The 22,668-nt window shown below is 32.4% G+C and carries 22 protein-coding genes; 16 read left to right on the top strand and 6 right to left on the bottom strand.

All coding sequences use genetic code 11. The annotated features are described in order from the left end of the window. Positions 1-109 precede the first annotated feature (109 nt). From RM697_RS01085 to RM697_RS01050, 8 genes are all read left to right on the top strand, one after another. Positions 110-877, top strand: a complete 768-nt coding sequence (locus RM697_RS01085) for a DUF6090 family protein (RefSeq protein ID WP_311425991.1) — start codon at positions 110-112, stop codon at positions 875-877. Beyond that, positions 874-1,632 (top strand): DUF6090 family protein, encoded by a 759-nt coding sequence (locus RM697_RS01080; protein ID WP_311425990.1) that lies wholly within the window; start codon positions 874-876, stop codon positions 1,630-1,632. Before RM697_RS01085 ends, RM697_RS01080 begins: the two co-directional genes overlap by 4 nt. 240 nt (positions 1,633-1,872) lie before the next feature. Further along, positions 1,873-2,601 carry a DUF6090 family protein gene (locus tag RM697_RS01075; protein ID WP_311425989.1) on the top strand — a complete coding sequence of 243 codons (729 nt, stop codon included), beginning with the start codon at positions 1,873-1,875 and terminating at the stop codon, positions 2,599-2,601. A 197-nt stretch (positions 2,602-2,798) separates the two neighbouring features. Beyond that, positions 2,799-3,563 carry a DUF6090 family protein gene (locus RM697_RS01070; RefSeq protein ID WP_311425988.1) on the top strand — a complete coding sequence of 255 codons (765 nt, stop codon included), beginning with the start codon at positions 2,799-2,801 and terminating at the stop codon, positions 3,561-3,563. A 157-nt stretch (positions 3,564-3,720) separates the two neighbouring features. Continuing rightward, positions 3,721-4,296 carry a hypothetical protein gene (locus tag RM697_RS01065; protein ID WP_311425987.1) on the top strand — a complete coding sequence of 192 codons (576 nt, stop codon included), beginning with the start codon at positions 3,721-3,723 and terminating at the stop codon, positions 4,294-4,296. A gap of 132 nt (positions 4,297-4,428) precedes the next feature. Continuing rightward, the gene (locus RM697_RS01060; protein WP_311425986.1) at positions 4,429-5,460 is read left to right on the top strand and encodes a carboxylesterase family protein; all 1,032 of its coding nucleotides are present in this window, start codon (positions 4,429-4,431) and stop codon (positions 5,458-5,460) included. Positions 5,461-5,900: 440 nt separating this feature from the next. Beyond that, positions 5,901-6,626 carry a DUF6090 family protein gene (locus tag RM697_RS01055; RefSeq protein ID WP_311425985.1) on the top strand — a complete coding sequence of 242 codons (726 nt, stop codon included), beginning with the start codon at positions 5,901-5,903 and terminating at the stop codon, positions 6,624-6,626. A gap of 198 nt (positions 6,627-6,824) precedes the next feature. Further along, positions 6,825-7,523, top strand: coding sequence for a hypothetical protein (locus RM697_RS01050; protein ID WP_311425984.1), 699 nt, complete (start codon positions 6,825-6,827; stop codon positions 7,521-7,523). Positions 7,524-7,676: 153 nt separating this feature from the next. On the opposite strand, the gene RM697_RS01045 is transcribed toward RM697_RS01050, so the two are convergent. Continuing rightward, complete coding sequence (locus RM697_RS01045) at positions 7,677-10,439, bottom strand: M16 family metallopeptidase (protein WP_311425983.1); 2,763 nt, start codon at positions 10,437-10,439, stop codon at positions 7,677-7,679. Positions 10,440-10,556: 117 nt separating this feature from the next. On the opposite strand from RM697_RS01045, the gene RM697_RS01040 reads away from it, so the two are divergent. The 8 genes from RM697_RS01040 (at position 10,557) to RM697_RS01005 (ending at position 17,609) form a co-directional block, all read left to right on the top strand. Beyond that, positions 10,557-11,438 carry an SDR family oxidoreductase gene (locus tag RM697_RS01040; RefSeq protein WP_311425982.1) on the top strand — a complete coding sequence of 294 codons (882 nt, stop codon included), beginning with the start codon at positions 10,557-10,559 and terminating at the stop codon, positions 11,436-11,438. A gap of 95 nt (positions 11,439-11,533) precedes the next feature. Beyond that, positions 11,534-12,301 carry a ParA family protein gene (locus RM697_RS01035; RefSeq protein ID WP_311425981.1) on the top strand — a complete coding sequence of 256 codons (768 nt, stop codon included), beginning with the start codon at positions 11,534-11,536 and terminating at the stop codon, positions 12,299-12,301. Beyond that, positions 12,301-13,200, top strand: coding sequence for a ParB/RepB/Spo0J family partition protein (locus RM697_RS01030; RefSeq protein WP_311425980.1), 900 nt, complete (start codon positions 12,301-12,303; stop codon positions 13,198-13,200). Before RM697_RS01035 ends, RM697_RS01030 begins: the two co-directional genes overlap by 1 nt. Positions 13,201-13,228: 28 nt before the next feature. After that, the gene (locus RM697_RS01025) at positions 13,229-13,813 is read left to right on the top strand and encodes a DUF5683 domain-containing protein (RefSeq protein ID WP_311425979.1); all 585 of its coding nucleotides are present in this window, start codon (positions 13,229-13,231) and stop codon (positions 13,811-13,813) included. A 2-nt stretch (positions 13,814-13,815) separates the two neighbouring features. Next, positions 13,816-14,517: a 4-hydroxy-tetrahydrodipicolinate reductase gene (dapB, locus tag RM697_RS01020; protein ID WP_311425978.1), complete on the top strand. Its 702-nt coding sequence runs from the start codon at positions 13,816-13,818 to the stop codon at positions 14,515-14,517. A 63-nt stretch (positions 14,518-14,580) separates the two neighbouring features. Then, positions 14,581-16,317 (top strand): signal peptidase I, encoded by a 1,737-nt coding sequence (lepB, locus tag RM697_RS01015; protein WP_311425977.1) that lies wholly within the window; start codon positions 14,581-14,583, stop codon positions 16,315-16,317. 9 nt (positions 16,318-16,326) lie between these two features. Beyond that, positions 16,327-16,980 carry a porin family protein gene (locus tag RM697_RS01010; protein ID WP_311425976.1) on the top strand — a complete coding sequence of 218 codons (654 nt, stop codon included), beginning with the start codon at positions 16,327-16,329 and terminating at the stop codon, positions 16,978-16,980. Next, on the top strand, positions 16,962-17,609 hold the full coding sequence (locus tag RM697_RS01005; RefSeq protein WP_311425975.1) for a WbqC family protein: 648 nt from the start codon (positions 16,962-16,964) through the stop codon (positions 17,607-17,609). The genes RM697_RS01010 and RM697_RS01005 overlap by 19 nt, the downstream gene beginning before the upstream one ends. Here RM697_RS01005 and RM697_RS01000 read toward each other — a convergent pair. The 5 genes from RM697_RS01000 to RM697_RS00980 are packed head-to-tail and all read right to left on the bottom strand — an operon-like array spanning position 17,595 to position 22,456. Continuing rightward, the gene (locus tag RM697_RS01000; RefSeq protein ID WP_311425974.1) at positions 17,595-18,614 is read right to left on the bottom strand and encodes an endonuclease/exonuclease/phosphatase family protein; all 1,020 of its coding nucleotides are present in this window, start codon (positions 18,612-18,614) and stop codon (positions 17,595-17,597) included. The two genes, RM697_RS01005 and RM697_RS01000, sit on opposite strands and share 15 nt — an antisense overlap. A gap of 6 nt (positions 18,615-18,620) precedes the next feature. Beyond that, on the bottom strand, positions 18,621-19,499 hold the full coding sequence (locus tag RM697_RS00995; RefSeq protein ID WP_311425973.1) for a rhomboid family intramembrane serine protease: 879 nt from the start codon (positions 19,497-19,499) through the stop codon (positions 18,621-18,623). Continuing rightward, entirely contained in the window at positions 19,500-20,324 is an 825-nt protein-coding gene (locus RM697_RS00990) for a rhomboid family intramembrane serine protease (RefSeq protein ID WP_311425972.1), read from the bottom strand. 3 nt (positions 20,325-20,327) lie between these two features. Next, positions 20,328-22,172, bottom strand: coding sequence for a DNA mismatch repair endonuclease MutL (mutL, locus tag RM697_RS00985; protein WP_311425971.1), 1,845 nt, complete (start codon positions 22,170-22,172; stop codon positions 20,328-20,330). Between the two features lie 5 nt (positions 22,173-22,177). Then, entirely contained in the window at positions 22,178-22,456 is a 279-nt protein-coding gene (locus RM697_RS00980; protein ID WP_311425970.1) for a riboflavin synthase subunit beta, read from the bottom strand. Positions 22,457-22,668: the final 212 nt, after the last annotated feature.

The raw sequence follows: 22,668 nt of genomic DNA, 5'->3' as shown, positions 1-22,668 counted from the left end.
AAATCCTACGGATTTCCCTCTGGTTCGTTTCTTTTTGCTAATTTAGTTCTAGCCAACGCAACTAACCATACACGAACACGTTGTGCTTCATTATTAGAACTGCTAACCAATGATGAAATTTTATAGAAAGATTAGACAAAAGTTACTTTCCGAAGGAAAAACTGGAAAATATTTCAGATATGCCATTGGTGAGATACTTCTTGTTATGATAGGTATTTTATTAGCCTTACAAGTAAACAACTGGAATGACAGTAGACTTGAAGCTAAACGGGAGCAAACCATCCTAAAAAATTTACTTACAGAATTTAATGATAATTTAACTGAGTTACAAAGAATTTATGACGGCTCAGAAGAGTCGTATAGATCATCGGTACGCCTTTTAGAAATTATTAAAGATGATAGCCCAATTAATTCTGAAGAAATTGAATTGCTTCTCAATTCTATAATCAATGGCTTTTTTTCGTTAGATCTTTATTCGGCCTCAATAGATGAAATAATAAACACTGGGTCCCTTAATATTATAAAGGATGTGAAACTAAGAGAGCATATTTCTAATTGGTCTTTCATCGTGGCAGATACAGAAGACGATATTGAAATTTACTACGACTATATGTTCAATTTTTTAATTCCGTCATTATCAAATAAAACCACTTTAAGAAATACAGCTGTACCTGGTTTCTTAATGAAACGGTTAGATATACCTCAAGTTTCCCGTTCAAAATTTAAATTAGATTATAATAAAACTCTTAGGACACTCGAATTTGAAAATGAAGTTTATAACAACGCCTTGAACATAGTTTATATTTTAGATAATTATAAAAAAATAGAGGCCTACCTAAATGACACTTTAAAACTCATAGAATCAAATATTAAATGATAAAGTTCTTTCGCAAAATTCGTCAAAAACTACTATCTGAAAACAAATTCAGTAAGTACCTAATTTATGCAATTGGTGAAATAATTCTTGTAGTAATTGGAATTTTAATTGCATTGCAAATAAATAATTGGAATGAGAAGAGAAAAGTTGAGAATAAGGGTAAAGAGTATGTTAATGAAATATATAAAGAATTAAAAATTGAGAATTCAAATATTGATGATATTCTTCTAAGTTTACAAAATCAATATAACGCTACTAAAGATGTACTGTCTTATTTTGAATCAGAATTTAAAGAAATAAGAGATACTGTCCAGTTTACTAAAAATCAATGGGCTACCACTAGATTATTTATTATAGACAGAGATCTAAACACATTCGATAAATTAAAAAGTTCAGGGCAGAGTGCATTACTCAAAAATGATTCTTTATCTAACTTGTTAGACAATTTTTATAAAAATTTTGATATTCGAATCTTGAATTTCAAAGAATTCCCTCTTCAAATTAGAATGGATTTACGAAGAGCTGCGTTCCCATTAGGAACTGCAAATGACTTTAAATATGAAAATGAAAATTCCAAATTAACTGCCGCGTATATTAGGGAGTATTTAAATAATGATGAGGTTTATGAACATCTGTTATCTATTTTAAAAACTTGTCAATTCAATACTAATTTTTTTGAGGATCTATCAGCAGAAGCAATTCAATTGATTAATTATATGGAAGATAACTATCCAGAATTAAAAAATATTAAATAACGAAAGCACAACAAGGTGTATAGTCAATTGCTGCGCAAGCTGGTTAAGTGGAAGATCGAGATAATATTTGTAACTTTAACTAACCGAAAAATTACAAGTCAGAGCCTTGCTATTTTTCTCCCGCGGATTTTTCGCCAGATTGTACAAATCTGTCTCACCAAAGCTAAAAATAGCTTCGGCTCAATCCGCAACAAACCATACACAAACACGTTGTGCTTCATTATGAAAAACCCCTAACCAATGATAAAATTCTTTAGAAAAATCAGAAAGAATCTACTCTCTGAAAACAAATTCGGAAAATATTTTACATATGCATTAGGAGAAATTATTCTTGTCGTTATTGGAATTTTAATTGCATTATCAATTAATAATTGGAATGAGCAACAAAAAATGGCAAAAGAAGAAATTAGTCTGCTTAAGGAACTTAAGAATTCCATATCGCAAGACATACAACAGCTCAATTCCCTCTTTATGCAAGGCGAAGAAGATATTGTAAGCGCTGACATCTTAATAAACTGGCTTGATAGCGAAGTAATTTACAATGACACATTGACTAATCATTTCCCTATCATAACAAGAACTGGGCAATCTAAAATATTTAGGCCTCAAAATTCAACATTCAGAGTATTGGAATCGAAAGGAATTGATTTGATTTCAAATGACGGTTTAAAGAATCAAATTTTGAATTTATATAATATTGAATATTCGCATTTAAATTTTGTCTATGAAAACTACAGACAAAACATTCTCGATTATGGGAGACCAATAGCAAGAACAAAATTTAAAGTTAAAGGAGAACTTGGGAATATGGAGCCAAATAATACTGAAGAACTGAAAACCAATTTAGAATTATACAACGTCCTCAAAATTTTAAAATTAAGTAATAATAGTATTAATTCAATTATCAATGAAGTTTTAGTGAGTTGTAAAAAGATTCAAATTTCAATTGATAATGAAATCAAAAAATAACGAAAGCACAACAACGTGTATAGCTCATTGCGGCTGAATTCCTAATCGGAATTCATTGCAATTTGCTATCTTACGGTTAAGGCGGAAAATCATAGCTGATTTTCCGCAACGAGCCATACACAAACACGTTGTGCTTCATTATAACCAACCTCTAACCAATGATAAAATTCTTTCGAAAAATTAGACAAAACTTGCTAATGGAAAATAAAACTGGAAAGTATTTTAAATATGCAATCGGAGAAATTGTTCTTGTCGTTATTGGAATTTTGATTGCATTACAGATTAATAACTGGAATGAAAATCGTAAGAATGAAAAAGAACAGTATTTTATCTTAAATAAGTTACAATCTGATATCGCAACAGATATTAAAAATATCGCTATATCACAAAAAGGCTTACAACTAAAAATTAAAAATTACATCTACTGTTTGGATGTCTTGGGCAACAAGAAAACAGCGACCAAAGAAGAGTTCATAGCTAAATTCTCAAGCATCTTAGCTCTTACTTATTTTGACCATAATAAAACCACATTTAACAACTTGGTATCTTCTGGAAAACTAGAACTTATCACTAACAAATCTTTATCTAATAGTATTGTAAATTACTACACATTTGATTATAAAGGCTGGGACAATGCACAACGAGAATATACCCGAAATATAATTGCCCCTTACTTATTAAAGTTTGATTTTGTGCCAGATAAACAAAAGTCTGAAGTTGCCCAGTTAAGTGCTGATAAATTCAATATTTCTGAGTTTTATTCAGCAGATATAGAAAGCTTTGCAATTCCAGCCAAAACCTTACAAGATTATAAAGAGGACCTCTTTATTATTAATATAATTAGAGAAAAGCTGTACAATTTTCAAGGGCAATTAAATAACTATCAGAATTTAGAAAAACAAATGAGAAGTTTAGATAGTCTTTTGGAACGAGAAAAATTAAACTTTAGAAATAAAAAATAACGAAAGCACAACAATGGCTATAAGTAATTGCTTGTTCTCGCCTACTTTGGAAATTCCTGCGGAATTTCCAACTTGGTGTGTACTTGTCAAGTTAAGTACTAACCCACGCAACTACTCATAGCCGAGACCGTTAGGTGCAATTAGAACGAAATTAACAATGCCGTCAAATAAACTTGAAATATTTAGAAAGGAATTTTTGAACGCCAACTCTTGGGCTCAAAGAAAAGACGGAGTACCTCTTGACCTTCTTGACAATTTGACAAATGAAGAACTTGAAATTGCGGAAAACGAGTTAATAGAAAATTTGGATTTAAAAGATGACTGGCCAATTAATGGACTTGGACATATAAAATCTAAAAAGGCACTACCAAAACTTTATGACTTACTTGAAAAGAGTAAAAAAGGAATGAAAATTTCAATAGCACATTCAATTTTTCAAATATCAGAAGATGAGGAAATGACAGACATCGTCCTGACAGAAATGCCTAAACTAAAACATTGGACTGAAATTATACATATGCTTTATCTTTTACCAATATTCAAAGACGAAAGAATTGACTCAATGCTGAATGGTTATAGAGAACATAAGGATTATTTAGTTGCATATAACGCAACGCAAGCAATGGGGCTTTCGACTAAGGAAGTGGTTGAAAAGTTTAGAGAGAAAAAAACTGCACCTAACAATGGCTATAATTCATTGTGGCAGAGAGTTAAAACAAAGTTTAATTTATAAAAAAAGCTTGATTTCTAGGCGGAATAATCCTGCGGATGATTCCACAACGAAATCATAGCCGAGACCGTTGGCAGTAATTAGACTCAATTAAACTATTTGTATTTATAGTAGTCAAAAAAGGAAAAACCAAAAATGAATAAATTATTAGCATTTTACTTATTAGTCTTCATGACAATTGTTTCTTGCAGTAAAGATGATTCAGTGGTGGAGCCTATAGATTCTTTAGAACCATTAGTAGAGTTACAATTCACCAACTCACCAATTGAACTTCAAGGCATACAAGCCATGTTTGCGTCCAACATACCATATGACGAGTATGATAAAACCAAGTTTGATGTTTTTTTACCTAGCAGTACTACACCAACAGGTTTAGTTATTTTTATTCACGGTGGTGGATTCACAGGAGGTGATAAAACATTTATATACAATGATAATTACAAAAATGAAATTGTTGAGCTATTAAGTAACGATATTGCAGTTGCGACGATTAATTACAGACTCATATCCACCAATGATAATGAAGGCGTATTGAAAAGCTTGCACGACTCTAAAAGAGCGTTACAATACATAAGATATATACATAACGAATTGAATATAAATAAGGAAAAAATTTGTTTGTTTGGCTCTTCTGCCGGAGCTTCCACAGCATTATGGTTAGCTACTAACGATGATTTAAAGCACATAAATAGTTCGGATGCAGTATTTCAAGAAAGTACAAGAGTAAAAGGAATTGCTTTAAACGCTACACAATCAAGTTTGGATATTGAAACACGATGGCTTGGAGATGTTTTCATAGAATTTGGAAATACTCTAGATGATATAATTCAAGAATTCGGAACTGGAACTGTATATAGTTTTTATGGAGTTAGCAATCATGCCGAATATGAAACTACTGAAATTGAAACATACCGTCAAGAGGTAGATATGCTTTCTTTACTTTCAGCAGACGACCCAGAAATGTGGGTAAAAAATACAGGTGGACACAACAACGAACCTATGACAACAAGTAGTTTTAATCACCATCCTTTCCACGCGAGAGAAATTAAAGAATTTGCTGACGCTGCAGGTGTACCCAATATAACGATTTATGGGAATCCGATTTTGTATGATAATTCCAATAATGAAAACTTTGTACAATTTTTAACCCGTAAAATCAATGAATAACTACTGCCAACAACGTGTATAGTCAATTGCTTCGCTAGTGTTTAAACGAAGGATCTTTTCTTACAATTCACTATATTGTATAACGGAAAATCAATCGCGTACTTAAACGCAACTAACCATACACAAACAAGATGATGTACAATTCACCTAAAGGTGAACTCAAGTTGCTACATTGTCGCTATGCTCCAATTCTCACCCCTTGAGATTTGTACATCATCGCAGGGCTATGCCAGTTTGCATAAGGTGTATGAGTTAGGATTATAGCTAACATTCACCTTGAGGTGCCTTCGAGGATAACTGTACATATCATTAGCTATATGCCACCTGTCCACGTTTAAGCTGTATTTATAAATTATATGCAATAAATTGCATAAATTTAAAATCCAAAACGTGGCTTCACATAGCCCTGCGTTAGCCTTCATTAGAACAAATAAAAACCAATGATAAAATTCTTCAGAAAAATTAGACAAAATTTGCTTTCAGAGGGTAAAACAGGAAAGTATTTAAAGTACGCCATTGGCGAAATCATTCTTGTTGTTATTGGAATTTTGATTGCACTTCAGATTAATAATTGGAATGAAGATCAGAAAAACAAGGCGCTTGAAAAATACATGCTGGAGAATTTAGCTGAGAATCTGGAACAAAACTGCGATAAGCTAAAAAGGCGAATCCAATCAATTGATTATTATCGTAAATCGGGATCCATCATTATTTCAGCCATAGAAACCAAGTTGATTGAACGCGATTCTTTGGGGAATTACTTTCATCAAGCTTTAATGGGTACATCGGATGTTGGACTATCAGAAGTTGGTTATAATGTAATAAAGAATAATGGGTTTGAAATTATCAAAAACCAAGTCTTAAAAAAAGAAATGATGGTTTTTTTTGAAGATACCCAACCACACCTACAAGCTGATTTAAACTGGGGAACAATTGATAGGGTAAACAGAGAGAAATTTGTGGACGAAAACTTTATTCAGATACCGAATAAGGGAGGAATAACCTACAAGGCATTTGATCTGGAAAGTCTTTTAAAAAATCAATATTTCATAGCACTTATCCATAAAACGGACGTTCAAAGAATATGGTTCTCAAATATAATGGAAAGACATTATATGGAAAGTCAAAGAATTCTGGAACTGATTAATGAAGAACTAAATAAATAACGCAAGGCTAACAATGTGTATAATTAATTGCGAGCGGCTTCCTTAAACGAAATCATTTGCAATTTACTATCTTTCGGTTACGGCGAAAAATCATAGCTGATTTTCCGCAACGAGCCATACACAAAACCGTTGTAGCACATTTGAATGAACCTCTCGATAAATATAAAAACTCTTTTAATTCTAACAATCGGATTTGCAATGTTCACAGTAATCGGAACATTAAGTCACGAATATGGACATATTGCTGCAGCCAAACTAAATGGTTACGATACAGTTTTGCATTATGGAGCAATGAGCTATTATCCAAAAGGCTATTTGGAAGATGAAAATTATAAAGCTCTAAATAAATTATCTCTCGAATATAAGTCTACAGAGTATAATAATTGGTCAGAAGCAGCAAAACAAAAAGTGGAACATTACACTAAAATTCTATCAGAACGATATCCTTATAATGAATCCAAAAGTAACATACTGATTACAATTGGCGGTCCTTTACAAACCATTGTAACAGGAACTATCGGACTCATAATATTGTTTATTCGTAGAAAGTCTATTTACAACATTGGGTTAAAGATTATAGATTGGCTTGCCGTTTTCTTATCTCTGTTTTGGTTAAGAGAAGTCTTTAACATATTTACTTCAATTTCTGGAGAATTAATTTCACCAAATGGAACTTGGTTTGGTGGAGATGAATTAGGTATTTCACAAAGTTTGAATCTTTGGGATGGAACAATTCCTTTAATTTTAGCAACTATAGGTTTCGTTTTTTCTCTTTATGTAATATTTAGAATATTGCCTAAAAAAATTCGCCTGACTTTTATTCTAAGTGGATTTATAGGAGGAATAAGTGGATTTGTCCTTTGGATGTATATAATTGGACCAAAAGTATTACCATAATGAATAAAAAACGTGCTACAACACCGTGTATAGTTCATGCTTGCACATGAACTTTAAATAAAATCTTAACTGTAAGCAAACAAAAGATTGGTAATTAACCATAAAAAAAGCCCTTCAACATTGAAGGGCTTTATAATTTAAAATGAAAGAGAATTAATCATCAACTTTCTTATCTTCTTTTTTAATCTCATAGTTCTCAAAATCACCACCATTAACAACAGACCAATTTTCTACGGTTTTAAAATACGTTTTAATAGCTCTATTGACATCCTCTACAGTTAAACTTTTAACTTGTTCTTCAATGTTCTTTTGAAACATCATATCTCTATCAAAATACAAGTTGTTATTAATTGTACTTGCTAATTCGTTGTCTTTTGCTCTAGATACACTTTGTGCTTGTACCCAACCTTTTACAGCATCATCTAGTTCTTGCTGTGTAATTCCGCCTTCAATAAAACGTGCAATTTCTTCTTTAAATCCTTTTTGCACTTTAACTTCATTCTCTGGTGCGTAAATAGCGTAGATATACATGACGGAGTTTTTATCGGCTTTATCACTATCTACATTAACACCTCCACCAGCACCATAGCTTACACCATCTTGCTGACGCAAGCGTGTTGCTATACGAGAGTTTAAAAATCCACCTCCAAACACAGAACCAGCAACTTGTAACGCTGCATAATCTTTATCATATTGGCTACACTCAAAATTTAAGAATCCAAGTGTAAAGGCATTCTTTTTATCTGGAGTTTTAATTTTCTCGTTTGTTGGTTTGTTTCCAGAATATGGGTTTTTAATTTCAGAATAAGCTAAGTCTGATTTAAAATCAGAAAATTCTTTTTCAAAATAAGCCATTACAGCTTTTTGGTCCATATTACCAATGGCTACTAAAGTGGCATTGTTAGAAATACCATAAAATTCATCATAATAGGCTTGCATATCTGCAACAGTCACATTATTAATTGCTGCAACTTCTTCTTCCATGGTCATATTATACATTGGATGGCCTTTTTTGAAATTCTGATTAATTTCTCCTAAACGTTTTTGTACTAAATACTGAGGTTCAGTTTTATTACGCTCTATATTAGCAATGTCTTGTGTTTTTAATTTATCTAACTCAGCCTGATCAAAAGCTGGTGATTTTAGCATCTCAGTCATTAAGGCTATAGTTTCCATAAGATGCTCTTTAGTAGAACCTATATAAGCAGAAGTTCGACCATTAGAGCCACTAAAACTAATAGACGACTTTAGTTCGCTCAACTTGTCTTCTATCTCTTGTCTTGTTTTAGTTTTTGTTCCTTTATTAAGCATTCTTGCTGTGTAATTGGCTACGCTTCCTTTGTTCATTAAATCATCAACGCTTCCATTTCTGAAAGTAAAGGATATATTAACCGTTTCACCTCTATTATTTTTATTGATAAAACCATATTCAATATTAGCTCCTGAAAGCATTCCTGATTCTAGCCTGTTTTGAATATTTTCATAAGACACATCAAACGCTTCACCAGCATCCATAGCTTCTTTTCCTTTATATGATGTCACTAAATCCTCTAACCCTTCAGTATGAGGAATCTCAATACGCATTGGTGTTTTTGTTGGTACAAAATTTCCAACCGTTCTGTTTGTATTTATAAAATAACGACTCATAACATCATTAACTTGCTCTAATGTTGCAGATTCTATACGATCTCTATGAATAAACATTAAACGCCAATCTCCTGCTCCAATAAACTCACTAGTAAAGGTTCCTAGGTATGAGGAATTTCTCATAATCTGATCCATTTGCTTTACCATATTTGCCTTAGCACGTTTTAATTCGTCTTCGGTAATTGGATTTTGTCTTAAACCATCTAAAGCATTTAGAAGTGTTGTTTCTGCATCAGCCAAAGATTTATCTGAAGGCACATCAACATTAAAATACATAAAGCCAGGTTCCTTAGTAAACGGAGAAAAACTCCAAATAGAAGATGCTTTTTCACCTTCAACTAAGGCCTTATATAAACGACCAGATGGCTGATCTGTTAAAATATTTTCTACAAGTGCCATTGGTGCATAGTCTACATGAGATCCTGCAGGTGTATGATATAATGCAGAAACTAATTGCAAATCACCTACTCTACTTAGCTCAACACGCTTCTCTCCATCCTGAGGTGGCTCAACAGTTGGCACATCATTTAAAGGAGTAGCTGGATTTTTTAGCACTCCAAATTTCTTTTCAATTAAATCTAAAGTTTTATCTGTTTCAAACTTTCCAGTAACCATTAAGACCGCATTATCTGGTCTGTAATATTTCTTGTAAAATGCCTTTAAGTTTTCAATAGGTACGCGTTCTATATCAGATTTATTACCAATAGTAGATTGACCATAGTTATGCCATAAAAAAGCAGAACTAATAACCTTCTCCATCAAAACTCCAGTAGGATCATTCTCACCAGATTCAAACTCATTTCTAACTACTGAAAATTCAGAATCCAAATCTTTTTTAGCAATGTATGAGTTAACCATACGATCAGCTTCTAAATCTAGAGCCCATTCTAAATTATCATCTGTGGCATTAAACGTTTCAAAATAATTAGTACGATCATACCAAGTTGTTCCGTTAGGTCTTGCTCCACGAGCTGTGAGCTCTTTAGGAATATCTGGATGATTAGGTGTGCCTTTAAAAACTAGGTGCTCTAGTAAATGAGCCATACCCTTTTCTCCATAACCTTCGTGTCTAGATCCTACTTTATAGGTAATGTTTACCGTAATAGTTTGAGATGAATTATCTGGAAATAATAACACCTTTAAACCATTATCTAACATATACTCCGTAATACCTTCGACTGAAGCAGTCTGTTTAGGCTGTGCTTCTGCTAAGACTGACATGCATAAAGCAAGCATTAAAATTAATGTTGTGCGCAAATTAGTTTTCATGTTTGTTGTTAAATTGTTTATAGATGTAAAGTTAAAGATTAAGACTTTAAATTGATGTTAAAAAATTCACATTCTTATATCTAGAAATACCTAACTTTACCTAAAACCAAAATAACTATGATGCATACCCAAAAAATGTTGCGTGAAGACGCTTTAAAAGGAAAAGTAATTGTTGTTACTGGAGGCGGAAGTGGTTTAGGAAAAGCCATGACTAAATACTTTTTAGAACTTGGTGCAAAAGTTGCCATCTCGTCTCGTAATTTAGATAAACTAAAAAATACTGCTCAAGAATTAGAACAAGACACTGGCGGAACCTGTTTGCCTCTACAATGCGATGTGCGACATTATGACCAAGTAGAAGCTATGCACAAACAGGTAATTGACACTTTAGGAAAAGTGGATGTGCTTCTCAATAATGCTGCAGGAAACTTTATATCACCAACTGAGCGATTATCTGCCAATGCTTTTGATGTTATTATTGATATTGTATTAAAAGGTACAAAAAACTGCACGCTTGCCTTTGGTAAACATTGGATTGATACCAAATACACCAATACCACAGTTTTAAATATTGTAACAACTTATGCTTGGACAGGATCTGGTTACGTTGTACCAAGTGCTGCTGCAAAAGCTGGTGTACTGGCTATGACGAGAAGTTTAGCAGTAGAATGGGCTAAATATGGTATGCGTTTTAATGCCATTGCACCTGGTCCATTTCCTACAGAAGGTGCTTGGGATAGATTAATGCCTGGAAACCTCAAAGATAAGTTTGATATGGCTAAAAAAGTACCTCTTAATCGTGTTGGAGAACACCAAGAATTAGCCAATTTAGCCGCCTATTTAGTATCTGATTTCTCAGCCTATGTAAATGGAGAAGTAGTAACCATAGATGGTGGAGAATGGTTAAAAGGCGCTGGTGAGTTTAACTTACTTGAGGCAATTCCTGAAGAACTATGGGATCAGCTAGAAGCTATGATTAGAGCTAAAAAGAATAAATAATTATGACCTATTTTGTTGACCAAATGTTAACAAGTTATACTTTATTCTCTCGCAAATAATCGTATTTTTAACTTCTATAAAAACCAAATCATTTAATGGGTAAAATCATTGCAATTGCCAATCAAAAAGGAGGAGTTGGCAAAACAACAACGTCTGTGAATCTCGCAGCTTCACTTGGTGTTTTAGAAAAAAAAGTTCTACTTATTGATGCAGATCCACAAGCTAATGCTACCTCTGGATTAGGCATCGATGTAGATGCTGTAGAAGTTGGCAGTTATCAACTTTTAGAGCATACTGCTACGAGTAAAGACTGTATTATTTCGACCAATTCTCCTAACGTTGATATTATACCTGCTCACATAGATCTTGTTGCCATTGAGATAGAATTGGTAGATAAAGAAGAACGTGAGTATATGCTCAAAAAGGCTATTGAAAATTTAAAAGATACATACGATTATATTTTAATAGATTGTGCTCCTTCTCTTGGCTTATTAACCTTGAACGCTTTAACCGCTTCAGATGCTGTTATCATTCCTATTCAGTGTGAATATTTTGCTCTCGAAGGTCTTGGTAAATTACTGAATACTATTAAAAGTGTTCAAAAAATTCATAATGAAAATTTAGATATCGAAGGGCTTTTACTCACCATGTTTGATTCTAGGTTACGCTTATCTAACCAAGTTGTTGAAGAAGTACAGAAACACTTTAACGATATGGTTTTTGAAACTATAATACAACGTAATGTAAGACTTGGAGAAGCACCAAGTTTTGGAGAAAGTATAATAAATTATGATGTTGGCAGTAAAGGTGCTTCAAATTATTTAAGTTTGGCAAAAGAAATCATTAGTAAAAATGATATGTAATGGCGAAGGCAACAAAAAAACAAGCTTTAGGAAGAGGGCTTTCTGCACTTCTTAAGGATCCTGATAAAGACATAAAATCTTCTCATAATACTACAGATAAAGTTATTGGAAGTATTGTAGAGATAGATCTTAATACGATTGAGGTTAATCCTTTCCAACCAAGAACTAGCTTTAATGAAGAAACTTTGCGAGAACTAGCGAGTTCAATAAAAGAGCTAGGTGTTATCCAACCTATAACCGTTAGAAAGCTTACAAATAACACCTACCAATTAGTTTCTGGTGAGCGACGCTTTAGAGCCTCTAAACTTATTGGTAATACTACAATTCCTGCATATATAAGAACAGCAAATGATCAAGAATCTTTAGAAATGGCTTTGGTTGAAAACATTCAACGCCAAGATTTAGATCCTATTGAAATTGCTTTGTCTTACCAGCGTTTAATTGAAGAAATTAATTTAACACAAGAGCAAATGAGTGAGCGTGTTGGTAAAAAACGCTCTACCATTGCCAATTATTTACGACTCCTAAAATTAGACCCAATAATACAAACAGGAATGCGAGATGGCTTCATATCAATGGGTCATGGCAGAGCAATAATCACTATAGAAAACCAAGACAATCAACTTGATATTTACGAACAAATTTTAAGCAATAAACTATCTGTAAGAGCCACTGAAGCCCTTGTTAAAAGCTACAGAACAGAAACGCCTTCTCAGTCTTCAAAAAAAGAAGCGTCGTTACCAAAACATATTAAGAAAGGGTTAAAAGAGTTTTCTGAATACTTTGGGCATAAAATAGACGTTAAAGTATCTAAAAACGGAAGTGGAAAAATCACTATCCCTTTTCATTCTGAAGAAGATTTTAATCGTATAAAAAAACTAATACGTAGTGCCAAATAGTATTAAATTATTATGTTTTTGTTTAGGCATGTTGTCAATTAATTTTGGGTTTACTCAAAATAAAAAGGACAGTATCTCTGTAAAAACAGATAATGACTTAATCATAATTAAAGATACTATTGCAAGAGGACCAATAGATCCCTTACGTCCATCTAAAGCTGCTTTCTTTTCTGCTATTTTACCTGGTTTAGGACAGGCTTACAATAAAAAGTATTGGAAAATTCCTATCGTTTATGCTGCTATTGGTACAGGAGTTTATTTTTACATCAACAATAACAATCAGTTTAAACGTTACAGAAGTGCTTTTAAAAGTCGATTAGCAGGGTTTAATACAGATGAATTTTGGGGTGTTGATATTGACGGTAATCCATTAGCATCACCAAGAGTTTCAAACGATGGTCTTCAGCGTGCTCAAGAACAGTTCAGAAAAAATAAAGAACTCTCCCTATTAATAACTATAGGACTCTATGCCTTAAATATTATAGACGCTAATGTTGATGCCCATTTACTGCAATATAATGTCGATGATAATTTAGCTATACGACCACACTATCAATACAACGAATTAGAAAATTCTTCTGATGTTGGATTAACACTAAATTTCAAATTCTAAGCATGAATATTGCATTACTTGGTTATGGCAAAATGGGAAAGACAATTGAAAAAATTGCCCAAGAGCGTAATCATACTGTTGTGCTTAAAACAACAAGTAGTGATGATACTATTGATTTAACCAAAGCTGATGTTGCGATAGATTTTAGTATACCAAGTGCAGCATACGTTAATATAAAAACATGCATAGAACAAAACACACCTGTAATTTCTGGTACAACAGGATGGCTCCATAACTATGAAGACATTGTTAAACTATGTAATGCAAAAAATGGCACATTTTTATATGCTTCAAATTTTAGTTTAGGTGTCAATATCTTTTTTGAGCTTAATAAAAAATTGAGTCAGCTCATGGCTAAAAGATCTGATTATAAGGTATCCTTAGAAGAAATTCATCATACCCAAAAATTAGATGCGCCAAGCGGAACAGCAATTACAATAGCTAATACTATTATTGGACAAACTGACTATAATAATTGGACCTTAAAAAAACCAGCCTTATCAGAAATTAAGATTAATGCCAAACGTATTGAAAATGTTCCAGGAACACATTCTGTTACTTATGATTCTAAAATAGATTCTATAGAAATAAAACACACAGCTCACAATAGAAAAGGCTTTGCATTAGGTGCTATTGTTGCAGCAGAATGGATTGCTACAAAAAAAGGCGTTTTTACTATGAACGATGTGTTAAACATTGGTTAATTTGCTAAACATTTGAAACAAATTACAACATATTACAACTTACACTAGATTAAACATCATATTATGAATTGGACACAGTGGCTAATTTTCTTTCTTATAATTCAAGTTATTCATGGACTAGGTACATGGAAATTATATGTTAAAGCAGGCAGAAAACCTTGGGAAGCATTTGTACCAGTATATAATGCTTATATACTAATGAAAATAATAAATAGACCTTGGTGGTGGACTATTCTTCTTTTTCTTCCTATTGTAAATCTAATAATGTTACCTGCAGTTTGGGTAGAAACCGCAAGAAGTTTTGGTAAAAACTCATTAGTAGATACGCTGTTGGCAGTGATTACATTTGGTTTTTACAGTTACTACATAAGTTATGCTACAAACGCAGAATACGTTAAAGAAAGAGACTTAAATCCTGTTACATCAGCTGGTGAATGGATAAGCTCTATACTATTTGCTATCGTAGCTGCTACAATTGTGCATACGTATTTTTTTCAACCCTATGTTATACCTTCTTCATCATTAGAAAAATCGTTGCTGATAGGTGATTTTTTAATAGTAAGTAAAATGCATTATGGAGCTCGTACTCCAATGACTACAGTTGCTGCACCAATGGTCCATGATACTATTCCGTTACTAAAGAAAAAATCTTATCTATTCAGCGATGAGCACGATAAACGAGAAACATCATGGAAAAATAAGTTACAATTACCATACTTTAGATTACCTGGTTGGGATAATATTGACCGAAATGAAATTGTAGTCTTTAACCAGCCAGCAGATACGCTATTGGATATGAATAACTTTCATCCAGATCGTAATTATTATAAACCCATAGATAAAAAAACTAATCTTGTAAAACGCTGTGTTGGTATCTCTGGTGATACCTTAGAAGTAAAAGGTGGTTATGTATATATTAATGGTGAGAAAAATGTCTTACCAGATAGAGCTGAGCTATTATTTCAGAGTGATGTAAAATCAATTAATTATTTAACCGATGACTTTATAAGATCATTAAACTGTACTGAATATTATCGTTATTATAAAATAGAAAGAAGTAAAATTGACAAATATCTATCTGATAATTTCCCTTTGTCTGCAATAGAAGGTGATAATATTAACGCTCAAATAATGTTAGTATTTCCTACTCATAAAAATATTGCAAGAAGCGTAATAGCTCGATATGGACTAAAAACAACAAATCAATATACTCTAAACATTACTGATAATGCTTTCAATAAATTATCTAATGATAGTAATATTAAATCTATTACAAAGTTAACTCGAATTAAAGGAGAGCGAGAAGATGCTATTTTTCCACAAGATCCAAGCATTAACTGGAATACTGATTTTTTTGGTCCTGTTTACATTCCTGAAGCTGGTAAAACTATAGAACTCACTTTAGATAATTTGCCTATATATAATCGTTTAATTACGGAATATGAAGGCAATAGTGTGGTTACTAGAGGTAATCAAATAATTATTAATGAAGAACCAACAACCTCTTACACGTTTAAGCAAGATTATTATTGGATGATGGGAGATAATAGGCATAATTCTATTGATGCAAGAAGATGGGGATTTGTACCTTATAATCATGTGGTTGGTAAACCTGTTTTTATTTGGATGAGTATAGATAATTTTAATGATGGCTTCAAAAATTGGCGACCACGTTGGAGCAGAATTTTCACCACAGTACATGGTTCTGGAGAGCGAGTATCGTACCTAATTCCGTTTTTAGTACTCCTAGTAGGATGGAATATTTTTAGCAGAATAAGAAAACGAAAAAAAGCTAAATAAAACTAATCTATGAAAACTACAAAACTAACCTACTGCCTCATTGCTGTATTATGCATCTCGCAACTTGTTATGGCACAAGACAAATTTAGAATTGGTATAAATATTGGAGGTACCTACTCTAGCCTCAGAGGTAATCCTGTAGCTGAAGAAAATAAAGCTGCTTTAGATATACTGTTTGGTGCATCCTTTGAACTACCACTTAAAGATCGTTTATCTTTAAAAATGGATATTAATTTTGAATCTAAAAGAGTAACTAACGAATTTAGCAATTTAGGTGGATTTGATCCCTTGCTAGAAACAAGTTCATTATCATTATCCTTAAACTATGTTGCCATTCCTGTAATGCTCAAATATCGTTTTGGTAAAGACCAACGTTTTTTTGTAAATGGTGGACCTTACTATGCGGCTTTCAGAAACGTAAAAACAAAGGTTGATGGCAATACAGTTGACGATAACGAGAGTGATTCATTATTTCAAAACAGTGATTTTGGTATTTCTGCAGGAATTGGAATGAGTTTTCCTGTTAATGACAACAGTACTATCAACCTAGAGCTGAGAAATAATTTGGGCTTAAATAATATTAGTAAAGTAGAGATAGTTGATGATGGTTCTCTAAAGACAAACTCATTAAATTTGATACTTAATTGGGATTTTGGATTGTAATGAAATCGATTCTTCATCTAGCCTACTTCCCAAACATTGCTCATTTTACAGCATTAGTACAAGGTAAATCTTCGGTATTTGAAGTTTGTGATAATTATACCAAACAAACCTATAGAAATAGGACTTGTATTTATGGAGCCAATGGTAAATTACAGCTCAACATACCTGTTAACCATACACAAAAAGAGCGACAGCTATACAAAGATGTTAAGATTGCTAACGATTACAAGTGGCAAATACAACATTTTAAATCCTTAGAATCGGCTTATAAAACATCACCATTTTTTGAGTATTATGAAGATGAACTTAAACCTTTATTTGAGGTGAAAATAGAATATCTTATGGACTTTAATTTTAAGTGTTTAGAAACTATTATTGAATGCTTACAGTTAAGCTTAAACTATACAAAAACTAAGCAGTACAACACTTCAGCTAATACAGTACAAGATTTTAGACCATTAGTACAATGTAAGAAAGAGATACCTCAGCAATTTGAAACTTATACTCAAGTTTTTGATGCTAAATATGGCTTTATTCCTAATTTGAGTATTATAGATTTATTATGCAACGAGGGTCCAAACACACTAACATATTTAGAAAGACAATCTGTAAATCTAGTTAAGTTTTAATTCAGTTTTAATAGGATAATGATCTGAAAGTTCTACATCATAGGTTTTAAAACTATTAACAGTAAATGAAGGATCAGCCAATATAAAATCTATACGTACAGGAAATAATTTAAAATCGAAGGTTCTACCAAATCCATTACCAGCTACTTCAAAAGTATCTTGTAAATCATCTTTTATCTCTTTATAGACATAAGAGTAAGCCGTATTATTAAAGTCACCACATACAACCATTTTATGTTGGGTTTTATTCTTATGTTTTAAGAACAATTCCATTTGCATTTGTTGCGTTTTAAAGGTTTTCCTAACACGTTTAAAAAGGTTTTCTGAAGACTCTTTTTTTAAGTTCTCAACCTTGGTATTTATACCAGAAGATTGTAGGTGAACATTATAAATTCTAAGAGTATCTTCTGCAATTAATGCATCAATAAAAATAGCATTGTTAGAGGATTTAGGAAATTCTACTGATCCAGAGTTTAGGATAGGAAACTTAGAATATATGGCTTGTCCACTTTTTACTTTATCTCCTGAAAGATCTTCAAACTTGTAATACCCTTCTAAAACTAGCTCTTCAGTAGAATGGTATTCTTGAAAACATATAATATCAGGACTTTCGGTTGTAATAAAACTAGCAATCTCATTTTTTACATTGCCTTTTTCAATCCAATTAAACAAATTAAATAAACGCACATTATAATTCATCACAGAAATATTAGCCGCGTCTTTTATCTGTTTTGATGAAGAAAATTTATACAATGAAAATACATAGCTATAGCCAACAATAAGTACAATAAGAGACAATGTTAATTGGCGTTTAACTTTGAGTAACCAATAGACTACAAATAAAACATTTAAGATAATTAAAACCGGAACAGCCAAACTCAATACTGAGAGCGCAGCAAATTTTTTAGGCTCTAAATAAGGCAGTAAATATGATAGTAATAACATCGCTGCTACAACACTATTTACAAAAAACAAAACCTTATCAAAAAGCTTTAGTCGTTTCATTATGGATTAATCTTTACCTGCCTTAAACAAAAATTCTTTTTCAGCCTTAGTAAGGCTTTCGTAGCCACTTTTACTTATCTTCTCTAATATGAGATCTATTTGTTTCTGTTTATTAAACTCGTTGAATTCTGTTTTAGTATGACCAGCAAACTTAGATGTTGTTTTCTTTTTGTGTACAGTTTTTAATGGTGAGTTGCCGCTTGTATTAAACCAACTTGTTACTTTATCCATTAGTTTTTCAAATCCTTTACCAATATCAGTTCCTTTTTTAAGCTGAACAGCGTAGATATATCCTAATAAGGCACCACCTAAATGCGCTACATTTCCTCCTTGATTATCTGAAAATAATCCTAAAATATCTATAGCAACAAGCACCAAACCAATATACATGAGTTGTATATTAAAAGTTATAATCCTAATGTCTTTAGATGGGAAATAAGCACATAAAAAAATAAGCAACGCTCTTACTCCAGCTGAAGCACCTACTAATACTCCAGCAGGTTTTAAGAAAGAACTTGGTAATAGATTATAAACCAAAACAAATGCTAAGCCTCCGCAGATTATACCAAGAAAATAAATATTAAGACACATCTTAGTGGAGAATAAATTGAGTAGCATTTTAGCGATCATGTATAACACCAACATATTAAATAAAATATGTATAAAATCGTAGTGTACAAAGCCATACGTAAGTATGGTCCATGGCATCATGATGACTTCCATAAACTCTCTTGGTAAACTAAACCAATGCAAAGGTGATGCAATCTTAACGATGTGTTGAAGGATAAAACCAATAAGATATATGAGAATATTAAGGACAATTATTTTTTCAAAAACATTGAGCCTTTTAAGTTTATCTTGTATGTCTTGGGTTAGAGATGTCATTTAGTTCCAACGGTATTTATCCATACTGTTTTTCCTCCAAAACCACATAATAAGGAAACCAACAACAGCGCCACCAACGTGAGCCATGTAAGCAGTATTACTTGGACTAAAGAATGATTGTCCTGTAAAGGCAGAAATAATATCAAGGATGATAATTCCTGGTATAAAATATTTTGCCTTTATAGGTATTGGCAAAAATATCATCATGAGTTTTGCATTAGGGTTCATCATTCCAAAGGCTGCCAATATTCCCATGATACAACCAGATGCACCTAACATACCTGATTGAGTTGTAATATTCATTTCAATTAATGCATACGTTTGAGGGTCTGTAAGCGTGGATCCAGTAAAGTTTGCTAATCTAAATTTTTCATTTGCAGCATCTATAAAAATTTGTGGTTGGTACGCATTATTCCTAAAAGCATCTATATTCAATATATCATTTAGCAAATCTTTATTAATATTTAAACTTGCTATCTCTTGCATTTGAGGGAAAAAGTCTATGTAGTAATATCCCAATTGAAATAACAAAGCTCCAAAACCTGCAGAAAAATAAATAAACAAAAACTTTTTTGTTCCAAGTCTTTGCTCCACAGGAGTTCCAAACATCCAAAGCGCAAACATATTAAACAACAAATGCATACCATCACCATGCATAAACATATGTGTTATAACTTGCCAAGGCTTAAATAAATCATTACTTGGAAAATACATAGTAAACCACTCATCGAACAATAAACCCTGTCCAATGTAAATTTTACCAATGAACATAATAACGTTAATAATGAGTAAATGCTTTACAGCATCTGTAATTCCTAGTCTCATAATTTAAATAAATTTCTTATCTAACTCACTTGCATCCATCATTACAAAAGTGGCTTTATTGGTTGGTGATACTGATGGTTCTTTACAGGCAAATAATCGATTAATTAAATGGTCTTGCTCTTCATGAGTTAATTTTTGACCTCGTCTAATGGCTAAACTTTTTGCTAAGGATTTTGCTACCAAATCTGTAACACTAAAGCTATGATCTGGTATTTGGTGTTCTACATCGCTTACAAGTTGTTCTAATACAATAGATACTTCGCTTTCAGATACGTGCATTGGAACACCTGTAACCTCAACACTGTCTTCTGTAAATGTTTTAAACACGAATCCTGTACACTCCAAATCTGATTTCAAATCTTTAAGAATAATGAGCTCTTGTTTAGAAAATTGTAATTGCAACGGAAACAACAATTGTTGGCTTACAGCTTCACTGATGGTAATACTCTTTAACAAATTTTCGTACAAGATACGCTGATGCGCTCTATACTGATCTATGATTAATAATCCAGATTTTATAGTACTAACTATGTATTTATTTTGAAGCTGAAATGTGGATTGATTTTGGGATATGTCTGAGCTTTCAGAAAACAAAGATTGTACTTGCTGTTCGTTTTCAATATTAATCTTATCTGTGCTTTCAGAATCATCTTTTAAACCAACATATAAACTTTCCCAAGACTTTGCGCCTTTGGTTTTGGAGTGAAATCCTCTAGATTTTGAAGCAACATCCACGTCTGCTTTAAAAGGGTTGTATGAACGATCTACTTCAACCGTTGGTGTACTAGCGTGTTTTTCTTGGTAACTGTAAGGTGTATCTAAATTATGATCTCTATTAAAATCTAAAACAGGTGAAATATTAAACTGTCCTAAACTATGTTTAATTGCAGAACGCATAATAGCATAAAGCGTATGTTCATCATCAAATTTTATTTCGGTTTTTGTAGGATGAATATTAATATCAATAGTTTTTGGATCAACTTGTAAATTTAAAAAATACGATGGATGATAACCATCCTTCATTAAACCTTCAAAGGCCGAATTAACCGCGTGATTTAGATAAGCACTTTTAATAAACCTATTATTTACAAAGAAAAACTGTTCTGATCTGGTCTTCTTGGCAAACTGAGGCTTACCAACAAACCCTGAGAGTTTCAACACCTCAGTGTCTTCGTTAATAGGTACTAGTTTCTCATTCGTTTTTCCGCCAAAAATATTAACGATACGTTGTCGCTGATTACTTTCAGGTAGGTTAAATAACTCACTTCCGTTATGGATTAATTTAAAATTAATTCCATAGTGAATTAAAGCAACACGATGAAACTCATCAATAATATGTCGTAACTCTACAGCATCAGACTTTAAAAAATTACGTCGAGCTGGTATATTATAAAACAGGTTTTTAACAGCAATAGAGGTTCCTTTTGGCGTAACCACCACCTCTTGCGATTTTACCTCACTACCTTCTATAGTAATGGCTACACCTAGTTCTGCATTCTCTTTTTTAGTTTTTAACTCTGCATGTGCAATAGCTGCTATACTTGCTAGAGCTTCTCCTCTAAAGCCTTTGGTATTGAGTTGAAATAAATCTTCAGCAGTTTTAATCTTAGATGTTGCATGACGCTCAAAACTGAGTCGTGCATCAGTTTCGCTCATTCCAATACCATTATCAATAACTTGTATAAGCGTTTTACCAGCATCTTTAATAATTAATGTAATAGCATCAGACTGAGCATCTATAGCATTTTCTAGTAGCTCTTTAACTACTGATGCTGGACGCTGCACAACTTCACCTGCTGCTATCTGATTGGCAACATGGTCTGGTAATAATTGAATGATATCTGCCATTAATTTTAAGAGAGAAATATAGATAAATCAAATTCAATAATAACTAAAAAAATAAGGATTAATAAACCAATAATAATGGCTACTCTTCTATTTGCAGATTCATTTGGATTATTTTTATGATCATCCATAGCCTTATTAAACTTATTCTTAATGCCAGAATTAGTACCTACTGTAGTTCTAAACTCATCGAATTTGTGTTTAATTTCATAAGGATTACCATCACCTTTATAATATCTTGGTTTGTAATCGAATCGTTTATTTGCACGCTGTTTAAATAATCCCATAGCTTAACTTATTCATAACTTCTTAGAACATACATCAATATTAATACCATAATGAAAAGTATCATTAAAACTGACATACTTGACAGTTTTCCTTTTTTAGATTTACGTTCGCCTCTTAAGTTTTGCCATTGTTCCTCAAAGCGTTCTTTATCTGGCAAATTGTCTTGATCTCTTCTAGATTTATATCGAAATCGTTTGGGTTTTCTTTGATG

Origin of the sequence: Microcosmobacter mediterraneus (assembly GCF_031846265.1) — a bacterium.
Classification (GTDB): Bacteria; Bacteroidota; Bacteroidia; order Flavobacteriales; family Flavobacteriaceae; genus Microcosmobacter; species Microcosmobacter mediterraneus.
Note: the sequence above shows the minus strand (reverse complement) of the source record. Positions and strands in the feature narration are given on the sequence as shown.